Genomic DNA, 21,071 nt, shown 5'->3' with positions numbered 1-21,071 from the left:
CATGGCAGGGTGAGCGAGTATGGCGACCATGAACAACAACTCGGCGCCGCGCCTTCCGCCGTCGGGCCGTCGCCCGCGGGCGACGACGTCGGCGCGGCGGGCGGCGAAACCCGGAGCGCAGTTCGACGGCTATCTCTCGCCGTCGAGACCGCACGCGGGCGCGTACGACGAGATGTTCACCGCCGACGGGACGGTCCGCCAGCCGTACCGGGCCTTGTACGAGTCGATCTCCGCGCTGACGTCCACGGATCTCTCGTCCCGGTCGGCGGCGATCGACCGCGCGATGGTGGATCAGGGCATCACGTTCTCGCTGTCCGGCCAGGAACGCCCGTTCCCGCTGGACCTGGTGCCGCGCGTGATCACTTCCACCGAATGGAGCAAGCTCGAACGCGGTGTGGCGCAACGGGTCCGCGCGCTGGAGGCCTTCCTCGCCGACATCTACGGCGACCGGCAGATCCTGCGCGAAGGCGTTCTTCCTCGGCGGCTGATCACCTCGTGCGAGCATTTCCAGCGCGAGGCGTTCGGGATCAACCCGCCCAACGGCGTGCGCCTCCACGTGTCCGGTGTGGACCTGGTGCGTGACGAGGAGGGCACGTTCCGGGTTCTCGAGGACAACCTCCGCAACCCGTCCGGTGTGTCGTACGTGATGGAGAACCGCCGCACGATGGCGCGTGTGTTCCCGGACCTGTTCGCCCAGCACCGGGTCCGCCCAGTGGGTGATTACGCCTCCCATCTGCTGCGCGCGCTGCGGGCGGCGGCCGCGGCGAACGTCGCCGATCCGATGGTCGTCGTGCTCACGCCGGGTATCCACAACTCCGCGTACTTCGAACATTCGCTGCTGGCCAGGCTGATGGGTGTCGAATTGGTCGAAGGCCGCGACATGTTCTGCCGTGACAACGTCATCTACCTGCGCACCACCGAGGGCGAACAGCAGGTCGACGTCATCTACCGGCGGATCGACGACGAGTTCCTCGATCCGGTGCACTACCGGCCGGATTCCGTGCTCGGCGTCGCCGGGGTCCTCAACGCGGCCCGCGCGGGCAACGTGGTGATCGCGAACGCGGTCGGCAACGGGGTCGGCGACGACAAGCTCGTCTACACCTACGTGCCCGAGATGGTGAAGTACTACCTCAACGAGAAGCCGCTGCTGCCCAATGTGGACACCTTCCGGTGCTGGCTGCCGGACGAGTTCGACTACGTCATGCAGCATATGGAGGAGCTGGTCGTCAAACCGGTCGAAGGCTCCGGTGGTTACGGCATCGTCTTCGGACCGGAAGCGACGCCCGCCGAGCTGACCGCGCTGAAGCGGAAGGTTCGCGCGCACAAACGCGGCTGGATCGCCCAGCCAGTCGTCCAGCTGTCCACCGCTCCATCCAAAGTGGACGATCGACTCGCGCCCCGGCACGTCGATCTCCGGCCGTTCGCGGTCAACGACGGCAAGGAGATCTTCGTACTGCCGGGTGGACTGACCCGCGTAGCGCTTCCCGAGGGCAGTCTCGTGGTCAACTCGTCGCAGGGCGGCGGGTCGAAGGACACCTGGGTACTGGCGGCGCGGTCGTCCACCGCCGAGCGCGAGCTCGAACGGCCCGCACTCGGCGAACTGTCCCAAGTGGATGGTCTGGTCGCCGAACAGGGGCCCGAGCTGACCACGACCCAGCAACAACAGCAGCAACAGGCCTAACGGGAGGTTGATGTGCTCGCCCGCAACGCGGAATCGCTGTACTGGATCGGCCGGTACGTCGAACGTGCCGACGACACCTCCCGGATCCTCAATGTCTCCGTGCACCAGCTGCTCGAAGACGCGAGCGTCGATCCGGACCACGCTAGCCGCCAGCTGCTCGCCGTCCTCGGCATCTCGCCGGAGGGCATGGACTCGCTCGACGTGTGGAAGCTGACCGAACTGGTCGCCTACGCCAAGGACAACCCGGCGTCGATCGTCGGCTCGATCAACTCCGCCCGCGAGAACACCCGCGGTGCCCGCGAGGTCGTCTCGACCGAGCTGTGGGAATGCCTGAACGCGACGTGGAACGCGGTACCGGACAGGCAGCGGTACGCGCGCCGCGCCGGTCCGCACGCCTTCCTGTCCTTTGTGGAGGAACGTGCGGCGATGTTCGCCGGTCTCGCGGATTCGACGATGAGCCGGGACGACGGCTGGCTGTTCATGGTGCTCGGCCGTTCGGTCGAACGCGCGGACATGGTGGTGCGGCTGCTGCTTTCGCGGGTTCAGGACAGCGCGTCGTCGCCGGGCTGGATCACGGTGCTCCGGTCGGCGGGCGCGCAGGACACCTACCTGCGGACCTATCGCGGCGCGCTCGACGCCGCCCGTGTCGTGCAGTTCCTGTTGCGGGACACGCTGTTCCCGCGTTCGGTGTTCCACGCACTGCGCCAGGCCGAGGAATGCCTGGAGCAGCTGGATCCCGGGGTCAACTCGCGCACCAACGAGAAGTCCGAGGCGTTGCGGCAGCTCGGCCGCGCCCGCAGCGAGCTGGAGTTCCTGCGGCCGTCGGATCTGCTGGAGGATCTGCCGAAGCGGCTCAACTCGCTGCAGACGTCGATCAAGGAAATCGGCGAGGCGGTTTCGGTGCAGTTCTTCCATTCGTCGCCGTGGGTGGCCTGGAGCGGTGCGGAGGTTTCGCTGTGACCTGGCAACTTCGGGTGGCTCACCGGACGGGATACCGGTACGCGACGCCCGCCACACAGTCGTACAACGAGGCGCGGCTGACCCCGCGGTCCGACCGGCGGCAGGTCACCGTCGTGAACCGGGTCGAGACGACGCCGGCGACCCGTGCCTACCGGTACACGGATTACTGGGGCACTGTCGTCACCTCGTTCGACCTTCACGCGCCGCACACCGAGTTCACCGTGCTCGCGACGTCGGTGGTCGAGACCGCCGACGAAGGCGAGCCGATCCGCTCGGCGTCGTGGAAGGACCTGCGGAGCGACACCGTGGTCGATCACCGCACCGAGTACCTGACGCCGACGCCGTACACGCCACGCGATCCGGAACTGACGAAGGTCGCGCGCGAACTCCGGAAGGGGCTCGACCCGGCCGAGGCCGTGCTCGCGGTCTGCGAATGGGTCAACCAGCAGCTGAAATACCAGCCGGGAACGACCGGTGTGCACAGCACGGCGACCGACGCGTGGCGTGCGCGCGAAGGGGTTTGCCAGGACTTCGCGCATGTGACGCTGGTGATGCTGCGCGCGATCGGCGTCCCGGCGCGGTACGTCTCCGGGTACCTGCACACGAAACCGGAGGCGAAGCTCGGCGAGATGGTCGAAGGCGAGAGCCACGCCTGGGTCGACGTCTGGACCGGCGGCTGGTGGGCCTACGACCCGACGAACGCGATCCCGGTCGGACCGAGGCATGTCTGGGTCGCCTACGGTCGGGACTACGCCGACGTCGCGCCGCTCAAGGGCATCTTCACCGGCGGCGGTCAGTCCACTTTGGACGTCTCGGTGCAGCTGACGCGGCTGACCTAGACCCGCCGTCGGAGCAACAGCCAGAGCAGGTACGCACCGCCGAGGGCCGCCGCGACGACGCCTGCCGGCAGCAACGACGACTCCAGCAGACGCTGGCCGAGGTAGTCCGCCGCGACGACCAGGGTCGCGCCGACGAAGACCGACGCCACCAGGTTCGGCCCCGGCAGGCGCGTCATCCGGCGCGCCAGCTGCGGCGCGGCGAGTGCGATGAACGGGAGCGGCCCGGTCGCCGCGGTGGCGGCGGCGACCAACGCGACGGCGACCAGCACCAGCGTCAGCCGCACGCGGGGGACGTCGACGCCGATACCGGTGGCGGCGTCGTCACCCATCTCCAGCATGCGCAACGCGCGGCCGTGCACGAACACGATCGGAGTGAACACCGCCATCGCGATCGCCAGCGGCACGAAGTAGTTCCAGTCGCGTCCGGCGAGATCACCGACCAGCCAGCCGACCGCCTGCGCGGCGGCTTCGAGGTTCGCCTTCACCAGCAGGTACGAGTTCACGCCGACCAGCACCGCGCTGACCGCGATCCCGAGCAGCACAAGCCGCGAACTCAGCAGACCGTGCGGCGCGCACAGTGCCATGACGACGAGTGCCGTCAGCAGGCCGCCCGCCAGCGCGCCGAGCGAGACGACGGCGGGGCCGCCGCCGAAGAACAGCAAGGTCACGATGCCACCGGTCGCCGAACCCGTGGTGAAGCCGATGATGTCCGGGCTGCCCAGCGGATTCCGGGTCACCGTCTGGAAGATCGTCCCCGCCAGCGCCAGCGCGGCGCCGACGAGGATCGCGACCAGCACTCGCGGAAGACGTCCCATGACGACCAGGTACTGCGCCTTCGTGCCCTGACCGGCCAGGGTCGTGAGTACCTCGCCGGGGCTCATTTCGTAGTCGCCGGTGCCGACCGAAAGTACGACGAGGGCCAGGGTCGCCAGGGCCAGCGTGGCGACGACGACCATCGATCGGCTGTCCAAACCGGACTCGCGGCGGACGGACGCGGTCATCGGCGCACCGCCTTCAGTCGCCGGGCCACGATCACGAACGCGATCCCGCCGAAGACGTCGGTCATCACACCGACCTGGATCTCACCCGGCGAACCGAGCAACCGGCCGAGGACGTCGCAGCCGAGGAGCAGTACCGGTCCGAGCAGTGCCGAAAGCAGCATCACCCAGCGTTCGTCCTGGCCGATCATCGACCGGACCACGTGCGGGATCATCAGCCCCACGAAGGCGATCGGCCCGCAGGCCGCGGTCGCCGACGCCGAGAGCAGCCCGACGGCGACCATCCCGGCGATCCGGACGAGTGCCGGGTTCGCGCCGAGACCGCGGGCGGTGTCTTCGCCCAGCGCCAACGCGTTCAGCGCACGGGCCAGCACGACCGCGATGACCACGCCCGCGACGAAGAACGGAAGCAGTACGGAGAGGGTGTGCAGGTTCCGGTTGACCAGCGAACCGACCAGCCAGAACCGCATGGCCTGCAGATTGTGCGTGTTGATCATCTGCATCCCCTGGTTGATGCCGACGAACACCGCCTGGACCGCGACCCCGGCCAGCACCAGCCGCAGCGGGCTCGTGGCGCCCCGTGTCCCGCCGATCACCGAGATCAGCGCGGTGCCCGCCAGCGCTCCGGCGAAGGCGAACCAGACGTATTCGCCGGGCGAAGTCACCGAGAACACCGCTGAGCCGAGCACGATCGCGACGGCGGCGCCGTGGTTGATGCCGAGCAGGCCGGGTTCCGCGACGGGGTTGCGGGTGATCGCCTGCATCAGCGAGCCCGCCAGCCCGAGCGCCATGCCGACGAGGACGCCCAGCACCGTCCGGGGCAACCGGTCGTCGCGGACGACGACGTCGGTGTAGCCGCCGTCGTAGGCGAAGAGGGCGTGCAGGACTTCGCCGAGTGAAAGGCGATTCGAGCCGAAGCCGATCGACAGCAGGACGACCGCGGCGAGGGCGACCAGCGACACCACCAGGACCAGCGTTCGCACGGAGACGCTGGTCTTCGGTGAGCCGACGCGCTCCGTGACCTGGACCATGGCGTTCAGACTAAGGGGAGGCTAGCCTAACGACGAATTCCGGTCCCTCGGTGAAAGAAGATCTCCATGCACCTCTCTCGACGCGGCTTTCTCGCCGGCACCGCGGCGCTCGGCGCGACCGGCCTCCTCACCGCTTGCGGCTACCAGGAGGAGAAACCCGCGTCAGGGGCAGGCACGACGTGGTCGTACACCGACGACCGCGGCCGCAAACTCGAAGGCGAGCGGCCGACCCGGATCGTCGCACAGGTGACCGCCGCCGCGGCGCTGTGGGATCTGGGCGTGAAGTCCGTCGGGATCTTCGGCCCGTCGAAGTTCGCCGACGGCAAGCCGGACCCGCAGGCGGGCGGCGTCGACCTGAACGCGGTGACGTCGCTCGGGAACGTCTGGAACGAGTTCAACTTCGACAAGTTCGTCTCGCTGAACCCGCAGCTGCTGGTCAGCGTGATGTACCTCAAGGACCAGATGTGGTACGTCCCGGACACGCAGACGGAGAAGATCGACAAGGCCGCGCCGAGCGTCGGCATCCGGCTGCAGGGGCTCGCGATGCCGGAGGGGATCGCGAAGTTCATCGCGCTGGCGAAAGCACTCGGCGCCGACACGGAGACTCCGGCGATCCAGGCCGCGAAGGCCGAGTACGAAAAGGCCGACGCCGCGCTCAGCGACGCGGTCAAGAAGTCGTCCGGGCTGAAGGTCCTCCTGGTCTCCGCGCAGAAGGACACCGTCTACGTCGCGAACCCGCCGATGTTCGCGACCTCGAAGCACTACCAGAACAAGGGCATGGACTTCGTCCTCCCCGAAGCGCCGGACCAAAGCCAGGGCGGCTACTACCAGCAGATCAGCTGGGAGAACATCGGCAAGTACACCGCCGACGTGATCATGTACGACAACCGGGGCGGCTCGCTCTCGCTCGGCCCGGAAGGCCTCGGCGGGGTGCCGACCTGGGCCCAGCTGCCCGCGGTGAAAGCCGGGAAACTGATCCCCTGGAACAACGAGACGCCGTTCTCCTACCAGCGGTTCACGCCGCAGCTGACGGAACTGGCCGCCGCGCTGAACAAGTTCGCTTAGCCCAAGAACTCCCGTAGCGCGGCGGCGAGATCGGCCGGGTTGTCCTCCGCCACGTGGTGCCCGGACTCGATGGCGAACCCCCGGACGTCCTCGGCCCACTCACGCCAGACGGCGACCGGATCGCCGTACAGTTCGCCGAGATCGTCGAGGCTGGACCACAGGACCAGCACCGGGCACCCGATCTTGTTCCCGGCCGCCTTGTCGACGTCGTCGGCCGCGCGGTCGGGCCCGAGACCGGCTCGGTAGTCCTCGAGCATGGCGTGGACGGTTTCGGGATCGTGGATGGCTCGCAGGTAATCGGCGTGGTTCTCCGCCCCCATCTTCGCCGGATCACCGCGGTACCAGGCGTCCGGATCGGCGTTGATCACGCGTTCGGCGGGTTTCGCGAGCTGGCCGAAGAAGAACCAGTGCCACCAGGCCTGTGCGAACTTCGCGTCCGCGCGGGAAAGATGCTCGCCGATCGGGATGCCGTCGAGGATGGCCAGCTTCGTGACGGCTTCCGGGTGATCGAAGGCCAGCCGGTAGGCGACGGCGCTGCCGCGGTCATGCCCGGCGACGGCGAACCGGTCGTGGCCGAGATGGCTCATGAGCGCGACGATGTCGTTCGCCATGGCGCGTTTCGAATGCGCGGAGTGGTCTTCGGTGGTCTCGGGTTTCGAGGACTGGCCGTAACCGGGAAGGTCCGGGCAGACGACGGTGAACGCGTCCGCGAGCCGGGGCGCGACGTCGTACCAGGTGGTGTGGGTGCGTGGATGTCCGTGCAGCAGAACGAGAGGCGGTCCCGAGCCGCCGTGACGGACTCTTAAGGTCGCTTCGCCGACGTCGACGTTCTCGAGCTCGAAACCCTCGAACATGATCCTCCCGTACGCGCCATGAAAGGTCCTTTCCTGGCAAATTTTGCAAGGAAAGGACCTTTCATCGCAGCGTGAGTGGGGAAATCAGCTCCGCGCGTGCGCGTCGAGGATGTGCGCGACCGCCTCGGTGACCCGCTGCGCGAAGTCGATGTTCAGCCACTCGTCGGGCACGTGGATGTTCGAGTCCGGGCCGCAGGCGCCGGTGACCACGAACTGCGCGTCCGGGTACTTCTCGCCGAGCAGACCCATGAACGGGATCGATCCGCCCATGCCGTAGCTCTTGTGCGGCGCACCGAAGACCTCGCCGCTCACGCGGTGCAGGGCCTCGTCGAGCCACGGCGCGGTGTCCGGCGCGTTCCAGCCGTTCTCGGCCTGGAAGTCGCCGAGTTCGACCGAAGCGTCGTAGGGGACGTCGGTGGTGAGGACACGGCGAACCGCCTCCATCGCGGCCTTCGCGTCGGCGGTCGGGGGAAGCCGGAAGCTCAGCGTGAGCGTGGTGCTGGCGCGCAGCACGTTGCCCGCCTCCGCCGGGAGTGGGAAGCCTTCCGCGCCGATCACCGAAAGCGTCGGCCGCCACGAGTTGTTGAGCAGCAGTTCGAGATCGTCGTCGGAAACCGGACGGCCGACCACGGGGAAGAGCGTCTTCGCCGCGCCGGGCGCGATCTCGACGACGCCGCGCGCCTCGTCGACGCGGTTCTCCGGGATGTCGACGCTCAGTTCGGCGAGCTTGATCTCGCCGGTCTCGGCGTTCTCGATCCGGTCGAGCAACGCGCGCAGCACGCGGAACGAGCTCGCCACGATGCCGCTGGCCATGCCGGAATGCTGCGCCGATTCGAGCACCTTCACGGTGACGTTGACGTGCAACATCCCGCGCAGGCTGGTGGTCAGCCACAGGCGCTCGTAGTCCGTGCCGCCCGCGTCGAGGCAGACGACCAGCGACACCGCGCCGAGCCGCTCCTTCAGGTGCTCGACGTACGCCGGGAGGTCCGGGCTGCCGGACTCCTCACCGGTCTCGAGCAGCACGACCGCGCGGGAGTGCTCGCCACCGGCGGCGCGCACGGCTTCGATCGCCGTGGTCGCCGCGTAGCCGGAGTAGCCGTCGTCGACCGCGCCGCGGCCGTACAGCCGACCGTCGCGGATCACCGGCGTCCACGGGTCGAGGCCCTCGGACCAGCCACCGACCGGGGGCTGCTTGTCGAGGTGCCCGTACATCAGCACGGTGCCCTTGTCGGCCGCCTCGGACGTCGCCGGGATGTCGACGACCAGTAACGGGCTGCGGCCTTCGAGCTCCACGACCTCGAGCGTCACGCCGGGGATTTCCCGGGCGGCGATCCAGGACCGGACATGCTCGACGGCGGCGGCCAGATGACCGCTCTTCGCCCACTCGGAATCGAAGGCCGGCGACAAGGCGGGGATCGCCACCAGGCCGGACAGGCTGGGAAGGACGTCGTGCGCCCAGTTCGAAACCACGGTTTCGCGTACGGATTTCTGCTCCACGTCCGCCATCCTGCCACGGGGACGGGAGGGTGTGATGGGTCACAACGGCGGGCACGGATCGTCATCGATCAAGCCGCACAGGACACCCGTCCGGACGCGCCGCCCGCTGGTCGGCGCGCGGGTGAATCCCCTACTTTCGGCGGCCCCACACTCGGTCTTCCTAGCATTTCCCCTGATCAGACACCCTTTCTCAGCAACAAATCAGCATCCGCCACTGACCAAAACGGCATCCGGCATGCCAGGATGTGCGCACGAACCGTCAACGCCGATGGTGACCCAGCGCTTCAGATCCGACGCGCTGGTCCCCGCCGGCGCAGTCACTGTGGCCGCCACAAGTGGCCGCCAGAGGCGCCGACACCAAGGAGAACAGCGCATGCCGTCCGAACACTGGACGCACCCGGAGCCTGGAGATGGACCCGCCGCGGTAGCGGCGCAACCTTCCCCCGAACAGGTGATCGCCGGTTTGCGAGCAACGAGCGAAGGTGGCGCTGAGCTGACTCAGCTGCTCACCCCCGAAGGCGAACGGGTCTCCTCGCCGCAATTCGACCGGTACGTCGACGACATCGACGCCGAAGCCCTTCGCGGCCTGTACCGCGACATGGTCCTGGTCCGCCGCGCGGACCGCGAGGCCAACGCGATGCAGCGTCAGGGCCAGCTCGGCATCTGGGTCCCGCTGCTCGGCCAGGAAGCCGCGCAGATCGGCTCCGGCCGCGCGCTGCGGAAGCGGGACATGGCGTTCCCCAGCTATCGCGAACACGGTGTCGCGTACGCCCGCGGCGTCGACCTCAAAGAGGTGCTCGGCATCTTCCGCTGCACCGACCACAGTGGCTGGGACTACAAGGCCCACGGCTTCCACCCGTACACCATCGTGATCGGCAACCAGGTGCTCAACGCCGCCGGTTACGCGATGGGTCAGAAGTTCGAAGGCAAGGTCGGCGACGACGACGGCGAAGCCACCATCTGTTACTTCGGTGACGGCGCGACTTCGCAGGGCGACGTGCACGAAGGCTTCGTCTGGGCAGCCGTCTACGACGCGCCGCTCGTGTTCTTCTGCCAGAACAACCAGTGGGCGATCTCGGAGCCCACCGAACGCCAGTCGCGGCTGCCCCTGTACCAGCGTGCCCGCGGTTACGGCTTCCCCGGCATCCGCGTGGACGGCAACGACGTCCTCGCCTGCCTCGCGGTCTCCCGCTGGGCGCTGGAGGAATGCCGTCACGGCAACGGCCCGGTGCTGATCGAGGCGTTCACCTACCGGATGGACGCGCACACCACCACCGACGACCCCACCCGCTACCGGCTCTCCGACGAGCTGGAGGAGTGGAAGCTGAAGGACCCGATCGAGCGCGTCCGGGCGTACCTCGCCCGCGGCGGCTTCGCCGACCAGGCGTTCTTCGACCAGGTTCAGGCCGATTCGGACGCCTTCGCGGCCGAGCTGCGCGACTACTGCTTCAACATGCCCGAACCGCCACCCGAGCGGATCTTCGCCAACGTCTACGCGGAGTCGACGCCGATGCTGGACGCGCAGCGTGAAGAGTTCCTGTCCTATTTGGACGGTTTTGTCGGGGCGGGTGAGCACTGAGATGAGCGACCTCCAGAAACTCACCATCGGCAAGGCGATCAACCTCGGCCTCCGGCGCGCCATGGAAGAGGACCCGAAGGTCCTCATGATGGGTGAGGACGTCGGCAAGCTCGGCGGCGTCTTCCGTATCACCGACGGTCTGCAGAAGGACTTCGGCGAGCAGCGCGTGCTGGACACGCCACTCGCCGAGTCGGGCATCATCGGCACCGCGGTCGGCCTCGCCGTCCGCGGTTTCCGCCCGGTGTGCGAAATCCAGTTCGAGGGCTTCATCTTCCCCGGCTTCGACCAGATCGTGAGCCAGGTGGCGAAGCTGCACTACCGGACACAGGGCAAGGTCAAGATGCCCATCGTGATCCGGGTGCCGTTCGGCGGCGGTATCGGCGCCGTCGAGCACCACTCGGAGTCGCCGGAGTCGCTGTTCTCGCACGTCCCCGGCCTCAAGGTCGTTTCGTGCTCGAACGCCGTCGACGCGTACTGGATGATCCAGCAGGCCATCAAATCCGACGACCCGATCCTGTTCTTCGAGCCGAAGAAGCTGTACCACTCCGGCGCGATGAAGGCCGAGGTCGACACCGAAGGCACGCCGGACCCGTTGTTCAAGTCCCGTGTCGTCCGTGAAGGCACGACGGCCACCGTCGTCGCGTACGGCCCTTCGGTGAAGGTCGCGCTCGACGCGGCGACCGCGGCCGCCGACGAGGGCAAATCCCTCGAGGTCATCGACCTGCGGACGCTGTCCCCGCTGGATCTGGACCCGGTGTTCGAGTCGGTGCGCAAAACCGGGCGGCTCATCGCGCTGAGCGAGGCGCCGTCGGAGACGTCGCTGACCTCGGAGATCGCCGCGCGCGTGCAGCAGGAATGCTTCTACTCGCTCGAAGCCCCCGTGCTGCGGGTGACCGGATTCGACACGCCGTACCCGCCTGCCAAGCTCGAGGAGCATTACCTCCCCGACCTGGACCGGGTGCTGCACACCGTCGACCGTTCACTCGCCTGGTAAGGGGGAAGTTCCTGAAATGCCCGAGTACAAACAATTCCCTCTCGCCGACACGGCCGAAGGGCTGACCGAAGCCGACATCATCGCCTGGCAGGTCAAGCCGGGTGACACCGTGACGGTGAACCAGATCGTGGTCGAGGTCGAGACCGCGAAGGCCGCCGTCGAACTGCCCATCCCGTGGGCGGGCGTGGTCACCGAACTGCTCGTCGAACCGGGTCAGACGGTGGAGGTCGGCGCGCCGATCCTCACCATCGACGTCGACCCCGGCGGCAAGGCGGCCCCCGCCCCCGTTGCCGCCGCCGCTCCCGAGGAGCCTGCCGAGGAGGAGATGAAGCCGCTGGTCGGCTACGGCTCCAAGGCGGTCGTCACGCAGCGCCGGGCCCGGAAAGGCTCGGCACCCGCTGCTCCGGCGGCACCCGCACCCACACCCGCGCCGGCGCCTGCTCCCGTCGCCGCCGCTCCCGCCAAGCCCAAGGGCGGGTACGTGCCACTGGCGAAGCCGCCGGTGCGCAAGCTCGCCAAGGACCTCGGCGTCGACCTGCACGCGCTCACCGGCACCGCCGACGGCGGCGTGATCACCCGCGACGACGTGCAGGCCGCCGCGAACGGTTCGGCTCCGGCCGCCCCCGTTCAGTCCGCTGTGGACAGTGGCTACGACCCGGCGACACGGGAACGCCGGGTGCCGATCAAGGGTGTCCGCAAGGCCACCGCGGCCGCGATGGTGCAGAGCGCCTACACCGCTCCGCATGTCACGGAGTTCCTCACCGTCGACGTCACGCCGATGATGGAATTCCGGGAGAAGCTCAAGAAGTCGCGTGAGTTCGCCGGGGTCAAGGTCACCCCGCTGACGTTCGCGGCGAAGGCCGTCTGCCTGGCGGCCAAGCGCACTCCGGACGTCAACGCGGTGTGGGACGAGGCGGCACAGGAGATCGTCTACAAGGACTACGTGCATCTCGGCATCGCCGCGGCCACCCCGCGCGGGCTCGTCGTGCCCAAGGTCCGTGACGCGGATTCGATGTCGCTGAAGGAACTCGCGATCGCGCTCACCGAGCTGACCGACGTCGCCCGCGAGGGCAAGACCACTCCGGCGGCCATGCTCGGCGGCACCATCACCATCACCAACGTCGGCGTCTTCGGCGTCGACACCGGTACGCCGATCATCAACCCCGGCGAGTCCGCGATCCTGTGCCTCGGCGCGATCAAGGACACCCCGTGGGTGGTCGACGGCGAGATCAAGGTGCGCAAGGTGCTCCAGCTTTCGCTGAGCTTCGACCACCGCGTGGTCGACGGGCAGCAGGGTTCGGAGTTCCTGGCCGACGTCGGCGCTTTGCTGGCCGACCCCGCGGTCGCGATCACCTACTGACGTTTCGCGCGTGAAAGCCCCCTTCCCTCGGCTCGTCACTCAAAACCTCAGCCGGGGGAAGGGGCCTTCACGCGCCGAGGAAGTCGGCCAGCGGAACGGGCGTGACCCCGTCCTTCTTGGCCTGCTCGAGGAACGCGGTGTAGTCCTGGGTGAAGGTCTTGCGGAAGTGCATCAGCACGATGTCCCCTGGCCGCAGCTTGTCGCCGACCTGGAACTGCACATGCCCGTCGTTGACCGCCGCGGACCACAGCACCGCGACCCGCATCCCGCACGCGGAGGCCGCGCGCAGCGTGTTCGTGTCGTAGTTGCCGAACGGCGGGCGGAACAGCACCGGCCGCATCCCGAACTCGGCCTGGAAGGCGTCCGCGTCGTCGCAGATCTCCTTGCGCTGGAACTCGAACGGCTTGCCCTTGAGGTTCGGATGGTTCACGGTGTGGTCGCCGAGCGTCGCGCCGGCCGCGTCGAGGAGGGCCTTGAAATAGTCCTCATGCCCCTTTACGTACTTCTGGTTCAGGAACAGCACCGGATGGGTGCCGGACTCCTTGATGAGCCGCAGCGCTTCGGGATCCTTGACCGCGCCGTCGTCCATCGTGATGAACACGAAGGGCTTGTCGGTGGCGATGCGCCGGACGACCTGGACAGCGCCGTCCGCCGGCGGCGGCGCCTTCTGCTGGATCGTGCCGAACGGGTAGGGCGCGGTGAACGCCGGACCGGGGGCCGCGCCGGGGGCCGGGTTCGGCTGATCGGGTTCGTCAGGCCGAGCCGCCGGACTCGGTGACGAACACGCCGCCACGGCGAGCACCACCGCCGTCAAACCGGCCGTCACCCGCCAAGGTCGCTTTGTCATGGCACCGCCACGCATTCCGCACCCCCGTCCCTCTCCGTGCTCGTGGATCGAGCAATCGTTTACACGATTGGGTGACGGGGGAGACGGGTCTTACGTTGCGTGACTTCCGGGCGAATGTGACCTAGTACACTCGGCCAAATCCACTTGACGGAGTGAGCACTCACTCCGCACACTGTTCGCATGACCACCCCCGAAACCACCCGGCGGAGAGCGCCGGGGATGAGCGCCGACGAGAGGCGCCGGATGATCGTCCAGTCCGTGCTGCCCTTACTGGTGGAGCACGGCGCCGGTGTCACGTCGGCCCAGATCGCCCGCGCCGCCGGGATCGGCGAGGGCACGGTCTTCCGTGTGTTCAAGGACAAGGACGAACTCTTCGCCACCTGCTTCGCCGAGGCGCTGAAGCCCGACCAGGTGCTCGACGCGATCGCGGTCATCGACCTCGACCAGCCACTCGAAGACAGGCTCGTCGAGGCGGCCGACGCACTCAGCGCGCACCTCCAGCGGATGGGCGCGCTGATGGCCGCGATGCACGGTTCCGGCAACCGTCCGGCCCGCCGCGAACCCGGCGGAAAGGACCGGCGGCGGGAATCGATGGGCGTGATGCGGGACGCCATGGCCGAACTGTTCGAACCGGAGCGGAAACGACTTCGGCTGCCGTCGGCGCAGCTGGCGGCGCTCTTCCTGTCTCTGCTGTTCAGCGGGCGGATGCGCTTCGACGAAAACGGCGACGAACCCACCACGATGGAACTCGTCGACGTCTTCCTCAACGGCGCCTTGGGGCCCGCGTGATCGGCCCGCCCGGCGGGGGCGGCATGGAGATATTCCTGGCACGCGGTGGCAGACGTCGCCGTCCACCGACGACGGTGCCCGACAGCGGGCTGACCGGGCCGGTCGACATCCCGGAGCCCGAGCCCGAAACCGGTCCGAAGGATCTGAAGTCACGGCTCGACCGCATGTGGGTCAACGTCGCGGGTACGGTTCGCGGGCTCCCGAAGGTCGCGAAGCTGACCTGGCAGGCGAGCCCGATCCTGACCATCACGATCACCGTGGTGACCCTGCTGTCCGGTCTCCTTCCGACGGCGACCGCCTACATCGCGAAGCTGCTGATCGATTCGGTGGTCGCGGCGATCCAGGGCCACGGCACCAAGGGCGCGATCGTCGGTGTCGCGCTGTTCCAGTTCGGCGCGCTGGTGCTCACCGCGCTCTCGCAGGCGGTGACCACCTATGGTCAGTCCCTGTTGCAGGAACGGATGACGCTGACCATCCGCCATCAGGTGATGAGTCACGCGAGCAGGCTGCACCTGTCGTATTTCGAGGGATCCGCCTCCTACGACATGCTGCGCCAGGCCGCGCAGGAGGCGCCGACCCGGCCGCTGTCGATGATGAACTCGGCACTGGGACTGGTGCGCACGGCGATCACCTTCAGCAGCATGGTCGCGCTGCTGGTCTCGATCAGCCCGCTGCTGGCGCTCGTCGCACTCGTGGCGCCGATTCCCGCGTTCATCTCGCAGTCCAAGTACGGTGCCCGCGCGTTCTGGCTGACGCTGCTGATGTCACCGCTGAAACGGCGGATGGACTATCTGTCCTCTTTGGTCACAACGGACACCTACGCCAAGGAGACCAAGCTCTTCGGCCTCGGCCCGTACTTCGTCGACCGGTTCCAGCGGCTCGGCCAGGTGTTCTACGAACGCCAGCGGATACTGACCCGCAAGCGCAGCGTCAGTTCGACGTCCTGGGGTCTGCTGAGCACCGCCGCCGGATCCGCGATCGCGCTGTACATCGCGCTGGAGGCCGTCGGCGGCAGACTCACGCTCGGCGATCTCGCGCTGTACACGGCCGCCGCGGCCTCGGTGCAGACGTCGGTCCAGGGCCTGTTCACCGCGTTTTCCGGCATGTACGAGAACAATCTCTATCTCGACACGCTGTATCGCTTCCTCGGCACGGAACCGGAGATCGTCGCGCCACCGGAGCCGCGCCCCCTTCCGTCCACTGTGGAGGGACACATCGAGTTCGAGGAAGTGTCCTTCACCTACCCGGGCGCCGCCGAGCCGGCACTCGACGGCGTGAGCTTCGAGATCCGGCCGGGCGAAACGGTCGCCGTCGTCGGCCGTAACGGAGCCGGGAAGTCGACGCTGTTCAAACTGCTGTGCCGGCTCTACGACCCGACGGGCGGGCGGATCCTGCTCGACGGCGTCGACATCCGTGAGTACGACCCGGTCGAACTGCGGCGGCGGATCAGCGCGATGTTCCAGGACTATGTGACCTACCAGGGCACCGCGTCCGAGAACATCGGGCTGGGCGACCTGACGCATCTCGTCGACCGCGAGCGGATCGAGGAGTCGGCGAAACGGGCCGGTGCCGACGAGCGGATCGAACGGCTGCCCAACGGGTACGACAGCCCACTCGGCCGCTGGTTCGACCAGGGTGTCAGCCTTTCCGGCGGGGAATGGCAGAAGATCGCGCTGGCCAGGGCGTTCCTGCGGGAGGCGCCGATCCTGATCCTCGATGAACCGACGTCCGCGCTGGACGCCCAAGCCGAGCACGACCTCTTCTCTCGCCTACGGGAGCTTTCGGAGGGACGTACGACGCTGTACATCTCGCACCGGTTCTCCACCGTCCGGCAGGCGGAGCGGATTCTGTTGCTGGAGCACGGAAAGGTCGCCGAGTACGGCACACACGAAGAGCTGATGGCGGCGAAGGCGGGCTACGCCGAACTGTTCACTCTCCAAGCCGCCGCGTATCTCGACGAGGCCGTCAGTTGACGGTCAGCACGACCCGGCCCCGGCCCGCACGGCTTTCGACTCGCTGGTGGGCCGCCGCCGCTTCTTCGAGCGGGTAGACGCGGTCGATCGCCGTGAGCATGCCGTTCGCCACCTGGTCCAGTGCCAGGGGGCGGGCGGCGTCCACATCGGTGGCGAAACCGGTGCCGCCGAAGCCGACCATCGTGAGCCCGCGTGGCATGAGATCCATCGCCGTGATCGTCGGCAGCGACCCGCTGAGCAGCCCGTAGACCAGGATCCGGCCCCGGCCGGGTGTCATCTTGGCGAGCAGTCCGGTGGTCTCCGGCCCGCCGATGGAAGCGAAGACGGCGTCGATCCCGTCCGGCAGTTTCGAACGCCACTCGGGGTCATGGTGGTCGAGCACGAGGTCCGGGGCCAGGTGCGTGACCGTGTCGGTCTTCCCGGCACCGGCGGTGACGACGACCCGCACGCGATGGCCGGCGGCGAACCTGGCGAGATAGCCGCCGAGCGCGCCGCCGGCCGCCTCGATCAGGATCGTCTCACCCTCCACGAGTTTCGCGGTCCGGACGAGCGCGAGCGCGACGGACGCCGGAACGGCCGCCGCGACGGCGTCCACCGCGTCGAGACCGGCCGGGATCGCGATCGTGTCCTTCCGGGGCGCAACGAAGAACTCCGCGTAGGCGCCACCTGTCATCGACGTCGCGACGACCCGGCGTCCGACGAGCGCGGCGTCGTCCGCCTCGATCACCACCCCCGCGGCCTCGTGCCCGAAAACCGCCGGAAGTTCACCGGCGGGCAGCGCCCCCGACCGCAGCTGGATCTCGTACCAGGGGACCGCGATCGCCTCGGTCCGGATCAGCACCTCACCCGCTTTCCGTTCCGGCACCGGGACTTCCTCGATCCGCAACACTTCCGGGCCACCTTGCGCCCGCATCAGCACAGCACGCATCACTTCACCCCATCGTCTAACTGGACCGCCGGTCAAGTTCTCTGCCGGTAATATATGGACCGACGGTCAACTTGTCGAGGGGGCACCGATGGCAGCGGAACGCGCGGACGCCGCCCGTAACCGACGGGCGATCCTGCGCGCCACCGAAGAACTCCTGGCCGAGCACGGTCCCGACCACGTGTCGATGGAACGCGTGGCGGCCGCGGCGGGCGTCGGCAAAGGCACGGTCTTCCACCGGTTCACCAATCGCGCCGGGCTGATGAGCGCGCTGATCGAGGAGCGGATGCGCGCCCACAACGAGGCGTTCACGTCCGGCCCGCCACCGCTCGGCCCCGGCGCTCCGCCACGAGAACGGCTGACGGCGTTCTTCGACGCCGTCGTCGCGGTGGCGACCCGGAACGTCGCGCTCATGGCGGCGTTCGAAAAGTCCGCGGAACACCGGCACCAGAACGATCTCTACGCCACCTGGCACGCACACGTCAGCGGGCTGATCGCCGAGGCGCGGGCGGACCTCGACGCGGAGGTCATCGCGCACATCCTGCTCGGTTCGCTCCGCAGTGAACTGGTCGCGCACCTGCTCAAGAGCGGCGAGTCGGCACGGCTGGCGGACGCGCTGCGATCGATGGTGGACAACCTGCTGGGTCAGCTCCGCCGGACGTAGCGCTCCGGCAATTCGGTCGCCACCCGCTCGACGTTGTCGAGCACCGTATCGGCGGGCAGGGAGCAAAACGGGCAAGCCGTACGTTGTCCAGGTATGGCTGTCGCGTTCCTGCTCTATGTCGTCGCCGAGATCGCCGCCGTGTGGGCGGTGGGCTCGGCCATTGGCGTGCTCGGCACGATCGCGCTGCTCTTCGCCGGCGCGTTCATCGGGTCCTGGCTCGCCCGCCGAGAAGGCGGCCGCGCGTTCGCCGAGTCCGCACGGCTCGGCCGCCCGGCCGACGCGGAGCGCGAACTCACCGACGGGATGCTGATCGGCCTCGGCGGTCTGCTGATCCTGCTCCCCGGTTTCGTCAGCGACGTCATCGGCCTGCTGTTCATCCTGCCGCCGACGCGGAGTGTCGCGCGCAAGGTCTGGCAGAAGCGGATGCAGCGCCGCGCGATCAAGTTCGCCAACCGGTCACCCGGGCCGGTGATGGTGGTGGACAGCGAGGTCGTCACCGACACGCCGCCCGCCGAGGCCGCCAAGAGGCAGCCGCCGGTGATCGAAGGCCGCGTTGTCGAGGGCTGAGGCCACCAACTTCGCCACTACACTGCCAGTGGCGAAGCTAGGACGGGCGGCATGCTCGACGCGAGCGGCTTACACAAGAGGCCCTCGGCTCCCGCCTGTCCACAAGGGACACTCTTCGAGGTCGTGAGTGATTTGGGTCGTTCTATTGAGGGGTAAGGAAACGTGTCGTGTCTCGGGCGGGAGTGCGGCATCCGGGCACGCGAGTCACGCCTTATCGAAGTACATGAAGGCCCCCTTCCTTGCGCTAGACGCCAGGGCCCCGGCAAAGTCGCATAATCGCTGGTCGGCTCCATTACTAGAGCGGGTCAAGGCGAACGTGTCGTGGCGGACCCGGCGGGAGCGGGTTCACGTAAAAGGGGCCTCACCTGGCTCCCGACTGTCCATAAGGGTCACTTCTCGGGACAAACGTGCCCGATTTGGGTGAGTTGCGGGGTTTCGCGAGGGAGTCGTGAGTGATGTGGGTCGTTCTAACCCTCATTAACACTCACGACCCCGCACGGAAACGTATTTAGCGGCATCAATCGGACAGTCGATCGGCTGGCGGTGTCCCTTGTGGACGCTGAAGGCCCACTGGCATCCAGAATCAGGCCTGCCCCACCTCGGCTCGACCTTGATCAACGGAAGATCAGGGACGTTGAGTGTCCCTGATCCTCCGTTGATCAAGCTCCACGACCGGCACATGCGGCCCCGCGACAATGCAGGAATAGTCGCCTGACCTGCAAGACCGCGACTTTCCCGGGCCCTTGCGCCAGACGCAAGCAAGGGGGCCTTCATGTACTTCACGACCGGCCGCCGAGATCACAGCCGTCCCACTGTCACCAGGGCTCACATCCGATGGTAGTGAAAGCCTCCTTCACTACCGTCAGGGTAGGCAAGGAGGCCTTCACTCCCAGAAGAACGCGTACACAGGAGCGACACCGGCCCCACACCGCGACACGTTTGCCTTTTCCCTCAATAACCCTCATTAGCACTCACGACTGCCCGCAGAATCGCGCATAAAGACATCAATCGGGCATTCAATCGCCGGGATATGTCCCTTGTGGACACTGAAACCCACCTGGCGTCCAGATCAAGCCTTGACGACACATCGAACACCGGACACCTTTGCCTTACTTACCCCGGGCTAAGTGCCGCTCGGTTTCGGTATGTCGAAATAGCCGCTGAACCGCACCGCCGGCGCGTATTCGCCCTTGACCTTCACCTTGCCGGTCACGAACATCGCCGCCACGGCCGCGTTACCGGTGGCCATCCGGATGAAATCGTCGACCGACAGCGTGATGGTCGTGTCCGGAGTACGCGCGAGATCGGTACTGGAAACGCAGACGCCGTCTTCGATGACCGTTTGAAAGCGATCGAAACCGTCTTCGCCGTCACCGTCGGTAAAACGCCACGCGACGACGAAGTTGACATGTTGCGCGCGTTCCGGGGCGAAATGGTCCGACATTCTGCGGAAAATCTCGTCGAGGAACGCCGAACGCAGTTCCGGATGGTCGGCGATCGCTTTGAGCTGCTCTCGTGACGCCCGCTGCACGATGTCGACGAGCACCTCGGTCTCCAGCGAGCTCAACTCGATGCCCGCACCGGTTTCACCCAGCATGTGCAGGGTTTCCAGCACTTGCACGAACTGTTCGGGGCTCAATTTCGCGAGTTCGAGCTTCTCCGCGAAGGCGTTGACGACGTGCTCGCCCGCGGTGCGCGTCTTGTGCAGCCGCAACGGACGGGAAAAGCGCACCTTGTCCCGCCAGCGCCGGTTCGGAGAATTTCGGGGCACGGCCGGAAGTGTAACCGCTTTGCCGGACTCAGGACGGTTCCGGAAGGTCGAAGAAACCGATCAAGCCCGCCGCGAAGGCCAGGTCACCTTTTACTTTGATCTTTCCGGTGACGAATAGCACAGCGGGGGTCGCCTGGTGGGTGATGAGCCGGAAGAAATCGACGGGCGCGATCGTGATCGTCACCCTCGGCTTCTCCTTCATCTGCCTGCTGACCGTGCATTCACCGTGCGAGATCACCGTCTCGTAGCGGTCGTATCCGCCGTCGCCGGTGCCACCCGACAGCCGCCAGTGGACCACCGCGTGCAGTGTCTTCGCGCGATCCTGCCGGATGTGCGCGCCCATGCGGTCGAAGATCTCGCGCAGTACGCGATCCCGCAGCGGCCGTTCGGCGACGACGCTTTCGAGTTGTGTGCGCGAAGCGCGGGCGACGAGGTTCGCGAACCGGACCGGGTCGACCTTGCGGAGATCGAAGGCGGGCGCGGACTGGGCAAGCCGTCCGAGCGCGGTCAGCAGCCGCCGGACGTCGTCCTTGCCCAGGTCCTTCGGGTCGATGGCACCCGCGACCTCGTTGACGTCGAGCGAGTGCGCTTCGGCCGAATCCGGCTCGATCCGTTCCAGCTCGTCGATCAGCGCGCGGCCGGTCAGCCCCACGATCTCGGTCATCTGCCCCTCCAGC

General features: G+C 67.6%; 18 protein-coding genes and 1 pseudogene. 11 read left to right on the top strand and 8 right to left on the bottom strand.

The window, feature by feature from the left end; genetic code table 11:
- The first annotated feature begins 19 nt into the window (after window positions 1-19).
- Genes ACZ7KI_RS27410 through ACZ7KI_RS27400 form a run of 3 tightly spaced genes read left to right on the top strand, consistent with a single transcriptional unit; the run spans window position 20 to window position 3,480 of the window.
- On the top strand, window positions 20-1,681 hold the full coding sequence (locus ACZ7KI_RS27410) for a circularly permuted type 2 ATP-grasp protein (protein ID WP_470275931.1): 1,662 nt from the start codon (window positions 20-22) through the stop codon (window positions 1,679-1,681).
- A 12-nt stretch (window positions 1,682-1,693) separates the two neighbouring features.
- A complete protein-coding gene (locus ACZ7KI_RS27405) occupies window positions 1,694-2,641 on the top strand; it encodes an alpha-E domain-containing protein (RefSeq protein ID WP_470275930.1) in 948 nt (315 codons plus the stop codon).
- Entirely contained in the window at window positions 2,638-3,480 is an 843-nt protein-coding gene (locus ACZ7KI_RS27400; protein ID WP_470275929.1) for a transglutaminase family protein, read from the top strand. Before ACZ7KI_RS27405 ends, ACZ7KI_RS27400 begins: the two co-directional genes overlap by 4 nt.
- On the opposite strand, the gene ACZ7KI_RS27395 is transcribed toward ACZ7KI_RS27400, so the two are convergent.
- Together ACZ7KI_RS27395 and ACZ7KI_RS27390 are read right to left on the bottom strand one after the other, a co-directional pair.
- Entirely contained in the window at window positions 3,477-4,481 is a 1,005-nt protein-coding gene (locus ACZ7KI_RS27395; RefSeq protein WP_470275928.1) for a FecCD family ABC transporter permease, read from the bottom strand. The genes ACZ7KI_RS27400 and ACZ7KI_RS27395 overlap by 4 nt on opposite strands.
- Window positions 4,478-5,509 carry a FecCD family ABC transporter permease gene (locus ACZ7KI_RS27390; protein WP_470275927.1) on the bottom strand — a complete coding sequence of 344 codons (1,032 nt, stop codon included), beginning with the start codon at window positions 5,507-5,509 and terminating at the stop codon, window positions 4,478-4,480. The genes ACZ7KI_RS27395 and ACZ7KI_RS27390 overlap by 4 nt, the downstream gene beginning before the upstream one ends.
- Window positions 5,510-5,575: 66 nt before the next feature.
- Between ACZ7KI_RS27390 and ACZ7KI_RS27385 the strand changes: the two genes are divergently transcribed.
- Complete coding sequence (locus ACZ7KI_RS27385) at window positions 5,576-6,574, top strand: ABC transporter substrate-binding protein (protein WP_470275926.1); 999 nt, start codon at window positions 5,576-5,578, stop codon at window positions 6,572-6,574.
- Here the strand turns inward: ACZ7KI_RS27385 and ACZ7KI_RS27380 are convergent.
- A pseudogene (locus tag ACZ7KI_RS27380) lies at window positions 6,571-7,497 on the bottom strand (alpha/beta fold hydrolase); the annotation flags it as partial. The gene ACZ7KI_RS27385 and the pseudogene ACZ7KI_RS27380 sit on opposite strands and share 4 nt — an antisense overlap.
- A 15-nt stretch (window positions 7,498-7,512) precedes the next feature.
- The gene (locus tag ACZ7KI_RS27375) at window positions 7,513-8,925 is read right to left on the bottom strand and encodes a M20/M25/M40 family metallo-hydrolase (RefSeq protein WP_470275925.1); all 1,413 of its coding nucleotides are present in this window, start codon (window positions 8,923-8,925) and stop codon (window positions 7,513-7,515) included.
- A 373-nt stretch (window positions 8,926-9,298) separates the two neighbouring features.
- On the opposite strand from ACZ7KI_RS27375, the gene pdhA reads away from it, so the two are divergent.
- The 3 genes from pdhA to ACZ7KI_RS27360 are packed head-to-tail and all read left to right on the top strand — an operon-like array spanning window position 9,299 to window position 12,858.
- Complete coding sequence (gene pdhA, locus ACZ7KI_RS27370) at window positions 9,299-10,504, top strand: pyruvate dehydrogenase (acetyl-transferring) E1 component subunit alpha (protein WP_470275924.1); 1,206 nt, start codon at window positions 9,299-9,301, stop codon at window positions 10,502-10,504.
- 1 nt (window position 10,505) lies between these two features.
- Complete coding sequence (locus ACZ7KI_RS27365; protein WP_465500109.1) at window positions 10,506-11,498, top strand: alpha-ketoacid dehydrogenase subunit beta; 993 nt, start codon at window positions 10,506-10,508, stop codon at window positions 11,496-11,498.
- A 16-nt stretch (window positions 11,499-11,514) separates the two neighbouring features.
- A complete protein-coding gene (locus tag ACZ7KI_RS27360; protein WP_470275923.1) occupies window positions 11,515-12,858 on the top strand; it encodes a dihydrolipoamide acetyltransferase family protein in 1,344 nt (447 codons plus the stop codon).
- A 67-nt stretch (window positions 12,859-12,925) separates the two neighbouring features.
- Here ACZ7KI_RS27360 and ACZ7KI_RS27355 read toward each other — a convergent pair whose 3' ends face one another.
- Window positions 12,926-13,705: a polysaccharide deacetylase family protein gene (locus ACZ7KI_RS27355; protein WP_470275922.1), complete on the bottom strand. Its 780-nt coding sequence runs from the start codon at window positions 13,703-13,705 to the stop codon at window positions 12,926-12,928.
- Between the two features lie 219 nt (window positions 13,706-13,924).
- On the opposite strand from ACZ7KI_RS27355, the gene ACZ7KI_RS27350 reads away from it, so the two are divergent.
- On the top strand, window positions 13,925-14,494 hold the full coding sequence (locus ACZ7KI_RS27350; protein WP_470275983.1) for a TetR/AcrR family transcriptional regulator: 570 nt from the start codon (window positions 13,925-13,927) through the stop codon (window positions 14,492-14,494).
- Between the two features lie 23 nt (window positions 14,495-14,517).
- On the top strand, window positions 14,518-16,467 hold the full coding sequence (locus ACZ7KI_RS27345; protein ID WP_470275921.1) for an ABC transporter ATP-binding protein: 1,950 nt from the start codon (window positions 14,518-14,520) through the stop codon (window positions 16,465-16,467).
- Here the strand turns inward: ACZ7KI_RS27345 and ACZ7KI_RS27340 are convergent.
- Entirely contained in the window at window positions 16,460-17,395 is a 936-nt protein-coding gene (locus tag ACZ7KI_RS27340; RefSeq protein WP_470275920.1) for a quinone oxidoreductase family protein, read from the bottom strand. The genes ACZ7KI_RS27345 and ACZ7KI_RS27340 overlap by 8 nt on opposite strands.
- 88 nt (window positions 17,396-17,483) lie before the next feature.
- Between ACZ7KI_RS27340 and ACZ7KI_RS27335 the strand changes: the two genes are divergently transcribed.
- Window positions 17,484-18,056 carry a TetR/AcrR family transcriptional regulator gene (locus ACZ7KI_RS27335; RefSeq protein WP_470275919.1) on the top strand — a complete coding sequence of 191 codons (573 nt, stop codon included), beginning with the start codon at window positions 17,484-17,486 and terminating at the stop codon, window positions 18,054-18,056.
- 93 nt (window positions 18,057-18,149) lie between these two features.
- Entirely contained in the window at window positions 18,150-18,623 is a 474-nt protein-coding gene (locus tag ACZ7KI_RS27330; protein ID WP_470275918.1) for an FxsA family protein, read from the top strand.
- Window positions 18,624-19,746: 1,123 nt separating this feature from the next.
- On the opposite strand, the gene ACZ7KI_RS27325 is transcribed toward ACZ7KI_RS27330, so the two are convergent.
- Together ACZ7KI_RS27325 and ACZ7KI_RS27320 are read right to left on the bottom strand one after the other, a co-directional pair.
- The gene (locus ACZ7KI_RS27325) at window positions 19,747-20,337 is read right to left on the bottom strand and encodes an SCP2 sterol-binding domain-containing protein (protein WP_470275982.1); all 591 of its coding nucleotides are present in this window, start codon (window positions 20,335-20,337) and stop codon (window positions 19,747-19,749) included.
- Between the two features lie 85 nt (window positions 20,338-20,422).
- Window positions 20,423-21,058 (bottom strand): SCP2 sterol-binding domain-containing protein, encoded by a 636-nt coding sequence (locus ACZ7KI_RS27320; RefSeq protein WP_470275917.1) that lies wholly within the window; start codon window positions 21,056-21,058, stop codon window positions 20,423-20,425.
- Between the last annotated feature and the right edge of the window lie 13 nt (window positions 21,059-21,071).

The organism is Amycolatopsis sp. NPDC039088 (assembly GCF_055598845.1).
Note: the sequence above shows the minus strand (reverse complement) of the source record. Positions and strands in the feature narration are given on the sequence as shown.